Here is a 14,091-nt window from a genome sequence, read left to right on the forward strand (position 1 = left end):
GCCTGGTTGCGCTACCGCGAAATCAGGCATCGATTTTGCTGAGTCCATGGCTATCCAGCCGTGTTGACGGCACCTTCCCCAGCCCTTCCCCGACAGGAGCCCCCCATGAAAAAACGATCGTTCCTGCAATCCGCCGCACTGCTGGCCGCTGCCAGCACGTTCTCGCTGGCGCAAGCGCAAACGCTCACCCCTATCAAGTTCCAGCTCGACTGGCGTTTTGAAGGCCCTGCTGCGCTGTTCCTGCAGCCGGTGGCCAAGGGCTATTTCAAGGCCGCCGGGCTGGATGTGACGGTGGATGCGGGCAACGGCTCGGGCGGCGCGGTGCAGCGCGTGGCCTCAGGCACCTACGACATCGGCTTTGCCGACCTGGCCGCTGTGATGGAGTTCCACGCCAACAACCCTGACGCGCAGAACAAGCCCGTGGCGGTGATGGTGGTCTACAACAACACACCCGCCTCGGTCATGGCGCTCAAGAAGAGCGGCATCACCAAACCCGCCGACCTGGCCGGCAAGAAGCTGGGAGCCCCCGTGTTCGACGCCGGCCGCCGCGCGTTCCCCATCTTCCAGAAGGCCAACGGCATCGGCGCTGTGCAGTGGACCGCCATGGACCCACCGCTGCGCGAAACCATGCTGGTGCGCGGCGACGTGGACGCCATCACCGGCTTCACCTTCACCTCGCTGCTGAACCTGGAAGCCCGCGGCGCCAAGGCCGCCGACGTGGTGGTGCTGCCCTATGCCGACTTTGGCGTGAAGCTGTATGGCAACGTGATCATCGCCAGCCCCAAGCTCATCAAGGAGAACCCGGCCGCCGTCAAGGCCTTCCTCTCGGCCTTCACCAAGGGCGCCAAGGACGTCATCGCCAACCCGGCAGCCGCCATCGAACACGTGAAGGCGCGCGACGGCATCGTGAACGTGCCGCTCGAAACCCGCCGCCTGCAACTGGCCATCGACACCGTCATCAACAGCCCCGATGCACGCGCCGAAGGTTTTGGCCAGGCCAAACCCGGCCGCCTGTCGCTGATGGCCTCCCAGGTGTCGGACGCGTTCAACACCAAGACGCGCGTGAACGCCGACGATGTGTGGAACGCCAGCTTTCTGCCCAGCGCGGCCGAGTTGAACATCCTGCCGAAGAAGTAAACAAGCAAGCAAGTTCGTCAAGCACTGCCTTTTTACTATCAATTTAATAGCTTCTTGCGCTTATCCATCAAGCGCCAGCGGCCATTTCCATTAAAAATCCTCTACCCATGCAGGCTGCCGACTCCTATTTTGTGGACTTCCGTGATGTCTGGCTCGCCTACAACGACGAGTTGCGCGCGAAGAACCAGTTTGCGGTGGAGGCCATCGACCTGCAGGTGCGGCAGGGCGAGTTCATCGCCATCGTCGGCCCTTCGGGTTGCGGCAAGTCCACCTTCATGAAACTGGCCACGGGGCTGAAGATGCCTTCGATGGGCAAGATCCTCATCGACGGCCAGCCCGTGACGGGGCCGCTCAAGGTCTCAGGCATGGCGTTTCAGGCGCCCTCGCTGCTGCCCTGGCGCACCACGGTGGACAACGTGCTGCTGCCGCTGGAGATCGTCGAGCCCTACCGCAGCCATTTCAAGCAAAAGCGCAAGGAGTACGAAGAGCGTGCCCGCAAGCTGCTCCAGAAGGTGGGCTTGGGCGGCTACGAAGACAAGTTCCCCTGGCAGCTGTCGGGGGGCATGCAGCAACGCGCCAGCATCTGCCGCGCGCTGATCCACGAGCCCAAGATGCTGCTGCTCGACGAGCCCTTTGGCGCGCTCGATGCGTTCACGCGCGAGGAGCTGTGGTGCATCCTGCGCGACCTGTGGGCCGAGCAAAAATTCAACGTGATCCTGGTCACCCACGACCTGCGCGAGTCGGTCTTCCTGGCCGACACGGTGTATGTGATGAGCAAGAGCCCGGGCCGTTTTGTGGTGAAAAAGGAGATCGATCTGCCCCGCCCGCGCGACCTGGAAATCACCTACACCAAAGAGTTCACCGACATCGTGCACGAGCTGCGCGGCCACATCGGTGCGCTGCGCCAAAGCGGCGCGCCCATCGCCCAATAGACGCCGACCGCGTTCATCACCACCATGCACAAGAAAACCGTAGAACGCTGGTCGCCCTGGATCCTGTTGGTCGCGATCATCCTGCTGTGGCAGATCATCTGCTCGGCCTTCAATGTCTCTGAATTCATTTTCCCCAGCCCCTGGGCCATCGGCACGCAGCTGGTCGAGTTCGGGGGCGTGATCGCCGCCCACGCCTGGCGCACCTACTGGGTCACCATGGCGGGCTTTGGAATCGCCATCGTGGTGGGCGTGCTGCTGGGTTTTGTGATCGGCAGCTCACGCCTGGCCTATGCCGCCGTGTACCCGCTGATGACGGCCTTCAACGCGCTGCCCAAGGCGGCCTTCGTGCCCATCCTGGTGGTGTGGTTCGGCATTGGCGTGGGGCCGGCCATCCTCACGGCGTTTCTCATCAGCTTCTTCCCCATCATGGTCAACATCGCCACGGGGCTGGCCACCCTGGAACCCGAGCTGGAAGACGTGTTGCGCGTGCTGGGCGCCAAGCGCTGGGACGTGCTGACCAAGGTCGGCCTGCCGCGCTCCATGCCGTACTTCTACGGCTCGCTCAAGGTGGCGATCACGCTCGCCTTTGTGGGCACGACGGTGTCGGAGATGACCGCCGCGAACGAAGGCATTGGCTACCTGCTCATCAGCGCGGGCTCGTCCATGCAGATGGGCCTGGCATTTGCGGGTCTGATGGTGGTGGGCGCCATGGCCATGGCCATGTACGAACTGTTCAGCGCCATCGAGAAGCGCACCACCGGATGGGCGCACCGGGGGTCGCAAGGCGAGTGAAGCCCTCGGCGCGGACACCCAGGGCGCGCGGTACCCGCACACCCAGCCGTCGTGACAGCACACGGCCGTTGACCGGCCTGCGGCCGGCTGCTCAGGGGAAGGACCGCCGCGAAGGGAATTCGCCATCCGACTCCCACAGTCCGGGCCGTGACCGTACACGCACGGTCCAGCCCCGCTTTCCGTGGACATAGCTGCGATAGCTGGTCGTGAACTTCCCGTCCCGGGGCTCGCTGCGGACCGCCAGAAGCTGGTCTACCGCTCCCACCCGCACTTTCTTCCACGCCGCTTTGCCCGTCTGGGCCAGTACGATGGGCTGCAGGTGGCCATCCGCAGCGCGGGCCTGCGCGTAGGTCAGTCGGTTTCCTTCGACCTGGACCAGCTTGGTCTGCGGTCCACTGTAGCTGCCCACAGGTGCCGTCAGATCCACCGTCACCAGAACAGTGGGGCTGCGCACGCCACGCAAAAGAGCGGAGTCCAGCTTGGCCTGAGGCGCCTCCAGCGTCATGCTGTCCAGCAATTCGCCGTTGCAACCTTGCAGCTGCAACACAGCCGGCGCGCCGGTGGCCTGCTCGCCGCTGGCCCAAAAACGGGCCAGTTCACGGGGGGTGACCCGCTTGTCAAGCACCAGCTTGACGCTCTGGCAACCCACAGCGGCCTGATCTCCAGCGTGCACCAGTGTGTGGGCCGCAACGAGCAAAGCCACAAGCCCCAGGCGCTTCATGACCGAGGCACCTCGATACCCGCAATGACGCCCTCGCTGGCCGCCACCACAGGCACCAGCACGTCGATCTGCGGGTTGACGTCCTTGTCCCGGCAGACGCCCGCTTTCTCCCACTCCCCGAGATCGTTTGGCGACGTTGTCGATCTTGAGCGGCGAGTCGCGCACGTTGCCCGGATTGCTGGCGCGCCCGGCCAGCGAGCCACCAGCCTCGACCCAGCCGGCATACGCCACGAACCGGCGCCATTGCGCCCACGCCTTGGTGGCCGCCTGGTTGACAGCCAGGATGATGGCTTGGCTCAGCTGGCCGCCGGCGATGATGGTGCCGTGGATGACAGCGACGACAGGTTTGGCCATGTTGGATGGTGATGGAAGGCAGCCCGAAAAAGGACGTGGCAGTGTAGGTAACGGCGATACCGTGGCTTGTGACAATTTGTTCAAAAATTGCCGGTAAGCACGGTGCGTTTCGTTCGCTTGAGCTTGTAGCGAGGGCTCACCCAGCCATCACGCGGGCGTTCGTTGGTACCCAGCGTGTACGAACTGCACTGATCAGCAGAAGGCCGACGTCTTTGCATGGACTGCTCAGCCTCATCGAAAGGCGCGCCACCGGCTGGACGCGCGCGGAATGCCAAGCAAGTCAGCCGGGATACGGCGCGCTGAAACGGAATGGCGCAGGGGTGAATGAAGCACTGGCGCACCGGCTCTACCGTTCTGCGGCCTAAGTACCGCCTACCGCTTATCTGCAAATGATTTATTGCTCCACTTTCAGGAGCATTTTACACTACCAGTACCCGGGCCTCCCCCCTGCCGCTACACTCGCCGCCTCCGTTGACAACAGGATCCTGCACATGCGGTTGGACATCTTCTTGCGGCCTTGGGCGCTTCTGGGTTGCGCAGGCCTTGCGGCGTGCGGTGGCACACAACCCACCCAGCCCGCAGCGACCGCACCGGCCACCACGACCGCTGTGGCACCCGCAGGCGGCCCCATCAAGGTGGGCATCGCCTTGGGCGGCGGCGCAGCCAAGGGTTTTGCACACATCGGTGTGATCAAGATGCTGGAAGCCAATGGCTTCGCGCCCGCCGTCGTCTCCGGCACCAGCGCAGGCAGCGTGGTGGGCGCGCTGTACGCCAGCGGCATGAACGCGTTCGAGATGCAGGAGAAGGCCGTGGCGCTGGACGAAGCCAAGATCCGCGACCTTCAGCTTTCCTCGGGCGGCCTGGTGCTGGGCCAGAAGCTGGAAGACTATGTGAACGAGCAGGTGCGCCGCAAGCCGCTGGAGCAGATGGCCAAGCCCTTCGTGGTGGTGGCCACACGGCTCGAAGACGGCGAGCGCACCGTTTTCGCACGCGGCAACACGGGGCAGGCGGTGCGTGCATCGAGCAGCGTGCCCGGCGTGTTCCAGCCCGTCTCCATCGGCAAATACCATTTTGTGGACGGCGGCATCGTGAGCCCCGTACCTGTGGACGCCGCGCGCCAGCTGGGTGCCGACATCGTGATTGCCGTGGACATCTCCAACAAGGCCCGGGGCCAGACGCCGGGCAACATGCTGGGCGCGCTGAACCAGTCGATTGCCATCATGGGCCAGAAGCTGGGCGAGGCAGAACTGGCGCGCGCCGACGTGGTCATCCGCCCCAAAGTGCTGGACATCGGCCCGGCCGATTTCAGCCAGCGCGCCAGCGCCATCGTGGAAGGCGAAAAGGCGGCCCTGGCCGTGATGCCGCAGATCCGCGAACGCATTGCGCAACTGCAGGCCGAACGCGCCCGCGCCGCACAACTGACCCAGCAGAAGGCGCAAGAGGCGGAGCACAAGGCGTGTTTGGACAACCGCTCACGCCTGCAGCGGTTGGCGGGCTTGGCGGGAATGGGCGAGGGGTGCCCTGCGCCAGCCACCAGGTAGGCCAGGACGGCTTGGCGAAGCGAAGCGAAGTGACGTGAAGCGCACGGCGCAGCGCCAGGCTTTCGACTTCCACCGCTTGGCGGAAACGGCTGCTGCGAATGCTGCGGGCTCAGCCCACAAGCCTGCAGTTCAGGCGGCGCCGTAGAAAAGCATGCATGCATGTCACACAATGTTCTTGGCATGCCCCATGCATGCGACTGGGCACAACATCCCACAGCCCGGAGACACGCCATGCCTGCCCTCATGCCCGCAGCGCCCCCTCAGCCCGATGCCCCCTCGGCCATTGCCGCCAACGACGGCATCTACCTGCGCCAGGCCATCGCATGGTCGTGCCGGGCCCGCGCGCGCGGCAACCCGCCGTTTGGTGCGGTGGTGATCAGCGCGCGGGGCGAGCTGCTGTCCGAGGCGTATTGCAACACCGTCGAGACGGGGGACTGCACCGGCCACGCCGAGACCAATGCCGTGCGCCAGATCAGCGCGCGTGTGGACCGCGACACGCTGGCCCAGGCCACGCTCTACACGTCGGCCGAGCCCTGTGTGATGTGTGCGGGCGCCATCTTCTGGTCGGGCATCGGCCGTGTGGTGTTTGGCATCGACGCGGCGCGCCTGCGAGCCATGCAGGGCACGCGCGCCCAACGGGACGGTACGGCTGCAGCGGCCCTTTCGGGGCGCGACGTGCTGGCGGCATCGCCCCGCTTCATCGAATGCATCGGCCCCGCCCTGGTGGCCGAAGCCAGCGCACCGCACGTGGGGTTCTGGTCTTCCTGAGCGGGCAGGTGTTGCCAATTTTCAAGTGATTTTGGCCGCTACCGCTTATCTGCAGGGCATAATTAGCTACTTATTTAATAGCAAACCACCCAAATCATGCCTTGGCACGCGCGCCTGCAGTTGAACTACTCGGTAGAAAACGCCCGCACCGTCGCGCGCTACGAGCACAACGGGCCACTGCGCATTCTGCAAAGCCTGTACCCGGAGGGCGATGCGGTGTGCCACAACGTGCTGGTGCACCCACCCGGTGGCCTGGTGGGTGGCGACACGCTGGACATCACCGCCACCGTGGGCCCGGGCGCCCATGGCCTGGTCACCACCCCCGGCGCCACACGCTTTTACCGATCCACCGGCCCGCTGGCGCTGCAGCGCAGCCACCTCACGCTCGCCGAAGGTGCGCGGCTGGAATGGTTGCCACTGGAGGCGCTTTGCTACAACGCCTGCAATGCCGAGAACCACCTCACGCTGAACCTTGCACCCGGCGCCGAATGCATGGGCTGGGACGTGACGGCCCTGGGCCTGCCCCACGCCGACCAACCCTTTGAAACCGGCCGGTTCGTGCAGCACCTTGAAGTGCCCGGCCTGTGGCTGGAACGCGGCGCCATCCACGCTGCCGACCACCGGCTGATGCACAGCCCATTGGGACTGGCTGGGCACCGCTGTGTGGCCAGCCTGTTTTTTGCGGCGGGCGCTCCGCTGGACCGGGCGCGGCGCGACACCGCGCTGGACGCCGCCCGCGCCGTGATGGACACCCATGCGCTCAAGGCGACCGCAGGGGCCACCAGCCCCAATGCGCAGATGGTCGTGGTCCGCGTGCTGGCGCCGCAGGTGGAGCCAGCGATGCAGTTGCTCAAGGCCGTGCGAACGGCATGGCGGCAGGCGCTGTGGGAACTGGCTGGCGAGGCGCCACGGATTTGGGCGATGTAGCGCAAGAGCTCAGGCGCTTTGCAGTCCATCCTTTCGACACGGACCTGCAGGAAGACGGAAGTGCCGTCTCAATACCCTTCAGAGGGCCTCCAAGGTCCTCCTCATCCCGGACGCATCGCCAAGCCCCGTCATCACGCAAACGGAGTACCAGGATACCCCGCAGCCCAGCGCTGCTGCCAACCCGCGACCCACACCAGAACCTGGTCTGCCGGCATAGGCCGAGCAATGAAGTAGCCCTGGGCCAGGTCGCATCCCGTATCTTTCAAGAATTCCCAGTCGGCGGCGTCTTCCACACCTTCCGCCACCACCTCCATGCCCAGTTCCTTGGCAAGGCCCAGGCTGGCATAAAAAATGGCCCGCAAGGTTTCGTTGTGGTGGGCCCCATGGACAAAACTCCGGTCAATCTTGAGTTGGTCAAACGGCACATCGCGCAACTGCACCAGCGACGAATGGCCCGTGCCGAAATCGTCTATCGAAAGCTTGAACCGGCGCAAGCGCAGGCGCGTCAGGATCTCCAGGGGCGCCCGCAGGTCCTTCATCAACTGGCTTTCCGTCACCTCCAGAACGATGGACTGTGGTGCGACCCCGGCAGCGGCAGCTGCAGCCGTGATCTGCTCGGGGAATTCCAGTGCATGCAGGTTGTCCATGGACACATTGACGGCCACCTTGATCTTCAAGCCTTGAAGCGCCCATGAGGCGCTGTCTCGCAGCGCCTGCGCCAACACCACCTGGGTGAGTGCGTCGATCAAGCCGTGGGCTTCGGCCATGCCGATGAACTGGTCTGGAAACACCAAACCGTCCTGCGGATGGCGCCACCGCACCAGGGTCTCCACGCCCACCACAGCGCCGGTGGAGACCGAGACTTTGGGCTGGTAGTAGTTGACCAGTTCTCCCGCCTCGATGCCCTGGGCCAGGCGCTCGACGGCATAGCCCTTGCCTTGCAGGTGTTGGGTCACCCTTGCCGGCGGCACCCATCTCTCGACCAGTTGGTGCAACGCCTGCGGCGACACCGGTTTTTGCAGGCTGCCCAGCACTTCAATGTGATGGGCCTGCACCAGCGTGCGGGCCGACTGCAGGGTGCGTTCGTCCTCACCGCTGACCAGGATCAGGCTGCCCGCATACCCGTGTTCCACCAACTTGCGCACGAACTCAATGCCGTCCATGCCGGGCATATTCAGGTCGCACAGGATGATTTGGGGTGCAAGCGCGGCATCGTCCACCCGCTCCAGGGCGGTCTGACCGTTGTCGCAAGTCGCGACACGGGTGAAACCCAGATTCATCAGCAACCGGGCCAGCAGCTTGAGCATGAAGGGCTCGTCATCGAGCACCAGGATGTGGATGTCCGACTTGGCGCTCATGGTGCACCGTCCTGCCTGTCGTTGGACAAAAGCTCGGCCAGGTGCCGATCAACGGCGCTCATCTCCAGCTTGAAGTGCTCAAACGCCAGCGCCAGCGCGTCGATTTGACCGGCCGCGCCAACCTGCTCCATGTCCGCACAAAGGTCACCCAGCGCCATGGCCCCCACCGAGCGTGCGGCCGACTTGAGCTTGTGCACTGCGGCCACGGTCTTGGCCGCGCTGCCAGCGCAGTAGGCTTGGCTTACCTCCTGCGCAATGCGCGCAGCACTGATGCGAAAGGTCTGCAGGAACTCGCGGATGAGCTGTGGGTCGTCTCCCACCAGGCTGCGCAGGATCTGGATGTCCACAGGCCCTGTGGGCGGGGATTGCATATCGCTGGCCACCCCCTCCGCCACAGGCACAGCGGACGCAGGCTTGGGCAACCAGCGCTCCAGCAAGTCCTGCAGCTCCGACAGCGGAGCGGGCTTGCTCATGTAGTCGTCCATGCCCGCATCCTTGCAACGCTGGGCTTCGGTCTTGAGTGCATTGGCGGTCAACGCGAGGATGCGCACCGGGGGCTCCACCGCTTTCCCGGCACGGACGAGGGCATTGGCACGCTCTTGTTCCTCGGCGCGGATGACGGAAGCGAGCTGGTAGCCATCCATGCCGGGCATGTGCAGATCGGTCACGATCAGGGCATAGTCACCGCTGCGCCAGCGGATCAGCGCTTGCAGCCCATCGCCCGTCAGGTCTGCGGTCAGCCCCAGCAACGACAGCTGTTGCATGATGACCTTCTGGTTGATGTCGTTGTCCTCCACCACCAGGATCAGGCGACGCTGGCGCCGCGCTTCTTCGCGCGACAGCGCTATCGGCACGGCCGCGTAACGCGCAGGCGCCAGCGCGTTCTGTTCGTCCTGGTACGGGACACGGCCCGCCGCGACGGCCACCGCACGCAGCAGCGCGCTGCGGGTCAGCACGTTGCCGTCCACTGAGACGCTGTCTGCGTCGAACTGCTGCGGATAGCGGTGGGGCCCGTGGCCTATGACCACAAAATGGGGCGCCAGACCCGGGTTGGCGCGCGCGATGGCGCGCAGGCTGTCCAGCGAGGGGGGCTTGTCGGCTTCGGTATTGACCACCCAGACCCAGGGGCCGGGCGCCAGGCTGGGCGCCAGTTGACCGGCCGCGTCCAGATTCACCACCTGCTGGGTTTGCGCCCCGGCATTGGCCAGATACGTCACCAGATCGCCGGTGCGCGTCTTGCCATTGCCAATGATGAGACAGGACAGGCCTGCCACCAACGATGGTGCAGGTTGCACTTCGCCGCCCGCCGGCGAAACACAGGTAAAAGGCAAACGCAGGGTGAAGGTGGAGCCGGCGCCCGGCGCACTAACCACGGAGATGCAGCCCCCCATGCGCTGCGCCAGGTTGCCGGAAATGACCAGGCCCAACCCCGTGCCGCCAAAGCGCCGGGTCGTGGATACGTCGGCCTGGGTAAAGGCCGTGAACAGCGTGGCCAGCGTGGCTTCCCCCATGCCGATACCGTTGTCGATGACCTGGAATTCGAGCGTGACGCTCTGGGGCTGTTGCTGCACCAGCACCGCGCGCACCGCCACCCGCCCGGCAGTGCGTCCACCCGCAGAAAATTTGATGGCGTTGTTGACCAGATTGATCAGTATCTGGCGCAGACGCAAGGCATCGCCCAATACGCTGTGGGGAATCTCGGGATCGGTAAACAGTGTCAGCTCCACACCCTGCTTTTCGGCCAGGCGGTTGAGCATGGCGCAGACTTTTTCGACCACCTCCCCCACGGCCATGGGCTCGCTCTCCACATCGAGGTGGCCCGCCTCGATCTTTGAGAAATCAAGAATGTCTTCAATGATGCTCAAAAGCGAAAACGCGGACTCCCGGATCAGGTCCACCATGGCAACCTGCGGGCTCTTCAGGCTGGAGCGCGCAAGCACGTCGATCATGCCAATGACGCCGTTCATGGGCGTGCGGATTTCGTGGCTCATGGCCGCCAGAAAGTTGGACTTTGCCTGGGCAGCCGCATTTGCTTCGTTGCGCGCCTGTTCCAGTTCTGCACTGCGCTGGCGTTCACGCACATTGGCGTTGGCCAGATCGCCGTACAGACGGCTGTTTTCCAGCAGCAAGACAACCAGCACAAAAGACGATGCCAGCAGCCCATAGACGCGCCCGCCATAGAAGCCCAGGTCGAAACGCGCGCCGTTCAATACCGACGCGAGAGCAATGTCCAGCAGCCATGCCACCAGCGTCACCATCAGCCACAGGTCCAACACACTGAGGGCCTTGCGCCACAGGTACAGCAGCGCCGCCAGCGACAAGGTCCACGTGCAGAAAGCCACCAGAAGCTTGCCCGAATCGTCCTGGTTACCGCGCATCAGCAGCGGCAGGGCATCGTGGCCGACCGTGGTCAGCAGCACCAGCGCCATCGCCAGCGCCATGGCGCCCACAATGGCCCAAGCAATGGCGCGGTGCGCCGACCCTGCTGCCCGCACCTGACGGGTCGCATCGTGGGCCGCAGGCTCCTTCAACCAGACATAGGCGACGACAAACAGTGGAAAGCCGCCATGCCATAGAAAGTACAACCACGCCGTGGTTTGCGGCCCCGCACCCAATACGCCGGTAGGGGCAAAAAGCCCGGGAAAGCTCAGTGCATGTGCCACCGCCATGCATGCACAGAAGAGGTAGCCAGTCCCCAGCACCAGCAGTGCACGGGATCGCAGGAAGCTGTATTGCCCGAGCAGCAGAACGGCAGTGATCAGGTCATTGGTAACCAGCGCAGTCTGGTAAATCGGAATGAATGCGCTGACTTGCGGCAAGGCCACGCGCGCGAAAGGCGCCGCCGCCACAAAGATCAGGAAGGACGCACACAGCGCTATGCATGCCATGCGCCGGTGGCGTGTGTCAGCCGCCAGCGTGGACAGGAATTCCGAGCGGTTGTTGCCGGAAGAATTACCCAAAGAATGCGTGGTGTCCAACGCAGCCCCCTCCCTCTGCCATCGTTTCCGACGCCGCAGGTGCCTCTGAGTGGGCATTGGCAGGCGCCATGTGGGTTCATCCCATCGTACGGAATCAGCTTAGTGCAACTACCGGATGGGGGCAAGGGAAATCGATGCAGCGGCAATGGTCATGCGTTACCCCGTCTATGAAGCCGAAAGCACCTGCAGACTCAGAAATCACGCACGGTCGGCGCAGCACCCGTGGCGGCAGCCATTGCCCTGAAACCTTCTAGGGTCCTTCCGTCCGAGACGGACTCGCTACCGCTTTTGGCACAGCGCCTCGCCGCTGCTGACCACGCCCCGGCCGCTGAGCCAGGCCGCCGCATCCTTGGCCCCCGCACAATTCGCCCAGGCCAGCAGGGAGATGTTTTTCTTGTCCAGCCGGTGGACGTCGAGTGGGGTCTTGGCGTTCATCACCTCCAGCTTCTCGACGCTGTTCTCTATGACGGCCCGTATGAACGGCGGCCTGCCATCGGAGTTCGGATCGTTAGGGTCCGCCCCAAAATCGAGAAGCGCTTTCACCGTGGCGACATCGCCGAAGAAGATCGCCATCTCCAGGGGGTTCAGGGGGTTGCAGCCCGGGCAATCAGGGCGCACGTTGGCGTTGTTGTGCCGGCGGAGCATCTCCACCAGGATCTGCGCTTGCGGGGGGTGGTCCTCCATCCCCACGGTCAGGTACATCAGCAATGGCGTGTCCTGCCGTTGCCCTGCGTACTTGGGGTAGGGGTAGTTGACGTTCAGGGGCAAACCCCGCTGGAGCAAGCCCTTGAACCCTTCCGGGCACCTTCGTGCAAAAACACCGAGGTTGGTTTCGGAAAACTCCTGGTTGTCAAATACCCCCTGCACCCTGGCGCCTTGCGCCACCAGAAAATCCATCTCTTTCCAGCGCGCGGGATCGCTGGAGCACTGGGCCAGAAGTTTGCCGAGCACCAGCGTCGTTTGGTCAGCAAGAAGACGGGCCTGGGCCGGGTTTGCCTTTGCAGCGGCCACGGCGGCATCCAGGAGCAAGGGGTAGATGCCGGATGCGGCAGCGGGGTTCATGCGGGCCCTGGCCAACCAGCCGCGTTGGGCCGGGCTGGCCCCGGCATGGAGCATTCGCCGCACACCTTCGATGCCATTGGTATCAATCAAGGTCGTCATCACGCCATCGTCGTTGGCGGCGCTGGGCCCAGCCTCTGCCAGCAGGTAGTCGAAGGTTTCCGCGGGAATGCGCGGGGTACTGAACTGCAAGAGCTGAAGTGCGACGCTTTGCGACGAACGGGGCGGTGAGCGGCGCAGAAGGCCTCTCCGGTTCAATGTCCTCAGCGCCGCAACCCCCAGGTCCGGTGGCATCAGAATCACTTCCTTCAAGAGGTAGATCCGCTGGTGGAGGTCATGTTCGCTGCCTTCCCCATCATCGAGCCGAGGCAGGATTTCTTTGGCAAACAGCGCGTTGAACTCGTCCTGGAAAGGAATCTTTTCGCCCCGCGTGCCCTGGTTGCTGGCCAGCAAGCTTTGCGACGCCGAGCTCCAGGAGGCCTTTCCGTCGGCATTGCGGGGGACTTGCCCAGCGCGCAGCAAGGCGGAAATCTTCGTGAGGGTGTCGCCTCTCGGTGCATCCAGTGCAGCGCTCAGGTGCGTGCTCAGGCTCATCAGATCGTTCAGGTATTGCCCGCAGACGAATCTCGTTTGGGCTTTGGTGTCCAGCCGGTGAAACCAGTTCTTCTGCCCGGATGGCAGGGCGTCGAAAGCCGCCTGGTCCATGTCGGGCGCAATTTGCCCCGGGCAAGTGGCCGAAACCGGAACCTCACGGCCGCTGACCGCTGCTGCGGGCGCAGGGGGCACCGGGGGCGACACACCCACGCGGGCCACCGGGAACAAGTCGGTGGCCCCCATGGCAAACCCGCTGGCCTCGTAGTACAGATAGCCGCTCAGGACCTTTCTAGGGACAGTGGATTTCTCGGTGGCGCTGCTGACGGCGTATTCATGGCCGACCGGAAGCTGGAGCAACACACCACTGTCCATCCCCAGACCGCACAGCGGCGCCGAACGGTCCGCAGGGTCCACGTCCATGACCCTGCGCACTTGATCCGGCGGCAATACCGGGCCTTCAAAAAACCTCGTGCTCCATTGGCCGTTGTCGTCCTTGTGCCGCGTATGGATACGGCCGTTGGCTCTCTCCACGCGAAGCACGGCGGTGCCGTTTTCTTCGAGGGCATAGTCACCCAGCAAAGTCTCGGCGCAGTCAAGGGCTGCTGCCGCTTGGGAAAACACAGAGAACCAACAAAAAAACAGGATCTGGAGAATAGTGGACTGTTGCATTCGATAACGTGGCGGCGGAAAGGCCGCCGCTCTGAGGTCACAGGGTGATGCGGGGGAAAAACGTGGTGAATGGCAAGACCCGGGCGGGCGTTCTGCATGCAGCCACTGCGTTGCTGGAGAGCTCCTGTCGAGGCAAAGGCAGTGGGAGCAGCCACACCAAAGCCGATGCGTACGATACGCCACCGGTGTCACTCTCCAGGGGAACTGACGTCGTGGGCTGCTTGCCTGCGTCTACGCGGGGGTTGCGGCAAATAGGGCTTT

General features: G+C 64.1%; 10 protein-coding genes. 6 read left to right on the forward strand and 4 right to left on the reverse strand.

Annotation, left to right across the window (positions count from 1 at the left end):
• Positions 1 to 105 precede the first annotated feature (105 nt).
• From ASE39_RS19030 to ASE39_RS19040, 3 genes are all read left to right on the forward strand, one after another.
• Positions 106 to 1,137: an ABC transporter substrate-binding protein gene (locus ASE39_RS19030; RefSeq protein ID WP_057272170.1), complete on the forward strand. Its 1,032-nt coding sequence runs from the start codon at positions 106 to 108 to the stop codon at positions 1,135 to 1,137.
• Positions 1,138 to 1,244: 107 nt separating this feature from the next.
• Entirely contained in the window at positions 1,245 to 2,069 is an 825-nt protein-coding gene (locus ASE39_RS19035; RefSeq protein ID WP_010461726.1) for an ABC transporter ATP-binding protein, read from the forward strand.
• A 24-nt stretch (positions 2,070 to 2,093) separates the two neighbouring features.
• Positions 2,094 to 2,861 (forward strand): ABC transporter permease, encoded by a 768-nt coding sequence (locus tag ASE39_RS19040; protein ID WP_010461728.1) that lies wholly within the window; start codon positions 2,094 to 2,096, stop codon positions 2,859 to 2,861.
• 91 nt (positions 2,862 to 2,952) lie between these two features.
• Here the strand turns inward: ASE39_RS19040 and ASE39_RS19045 are convergent, their stop codons facing one another.
• Positions 2,953 to 3,936 carry a hypothetical protein gene (locus tag ASE39_RS19045; RefSeq protein ID WP_057272171.1) on the reverse strand — a complete coding sequence of 328 codons (984 nt, stop codon included), beginning with the start codon at positions 3,934 to 3,936 and terminating at the stop codon, positions 2,953 to 2,955.
• 491 nt (positions 3,937 to 4,427) lie between these two features.
• Here ASE39_RS19045 and ASE39_RS19050 point away from each other — a divergent pair, with 491 nt between their 5' ends.
• The 3 genes from ASE39_RS19050 to ASE39_RS19060 all read left to right on the forward strand — a co-directional run bounded on the left by ASE39_RS19050 (position 4,428) and on the right by ASE39_RS19060 (position 7,172).
• The gene (locus tag ASE39_RS19050) at positions 4,428 to 5,477 is read left to right on the forward strand and encodes a patatin-like phospholipase family protein (protein WP_057272172.1); all 1,050 of its coding nucleotides are present in this window, start codon (positions 4,428 to 4,430) and stop codon (positions 5,475 to 5,477) included.
• 231 nt (positions 5,478 to 5,708) lie between these two features.
• Positions 5,709 to 6,245: a nucleoside deaminase gene (locus tag ASE39_RS19055; protein WP_057272173.1), complete on the forward strand. Its 537-nt coding sequence runs from the start codon at positions 5,709 to 5,711 to the stop codon at positions 6,243 to 6,245.
• 96 nt (positions 6,246 to 6,341) lie between these two features.
• The gene (locus tag ASE39_RS19060; protein WP_057272174.1) at positions 6,342 to 7,172 is read left to right on the forward strand and encodes an urease accessory protein UreD; all 831 of its coding nucleotides are present in this window, start codon (positions 6,342 to 6,344) and stop codon (positions 7,170 to 7,172) included.
• 131 nt (positions 7,173 to 7,303) lie between these two features.
• On the opposite strand, the gene ASE39_RS19065 is transcribed toward ASE39_RS19060, so the two are convergent.
• The 3 genes from ASE39_RS19065 to ASE39_RS19075 form a co-directional block, all read right to left on the reverse strand.
• Positions 7,304 to 8,530, reverse strand: a complete 1,227-nt coding sequence (locus ASE39_RS19065) for an EAL domain-containing response regulator (protein WP_057272175.1) — start codon at positions 8,528 to 8,530, stop codon at positions 7,304 to 7,306.
• Positions 8,527 to 11,508 carry an MASE4 domain-containing protein gene (locus ASE39_RS19070; protein WP_057272176.1) on the reverse strand — a complete coding sequence of 994 codons (2,982 nt, stop codon included), beginning with the start codon at positions 11,506 to 11,508 and terminating at the stop codon, positions 8,527 to 8,529. The genes ASE39_RS19065 and ASE39_RS19070 overlap by 4 nt, the downstream gene beginning before the upstream one ends.
• 279 nt (positions 11,509 to 11,787) lie before the next feature.
• A complete protein-coding gene (locus tag ASE39_RS19075; RefSeq protein WP_140426836.1) occupies positions 11,788 to 14,022 on the reverse strand; it encodes an ankyrin repeat domain-containing protein in 2,235 nt (744 codons plus the stop codon).
• Between the last annotated feature and the right edge of the window lie 69 nt (positions 14,023 to 14,091).

The sequence above is a fragment of the Acidovorax sp. Root267 genome, from assembly GCF_001429215.1.
GTDB classification, from domain to species: domain Bacteria; phylum Pseudomonadota; class Gammaproteobacteria; order Burkholderiales; family Burkholderiaceae_C; genus Acidovorax; species Acidovorax radicis.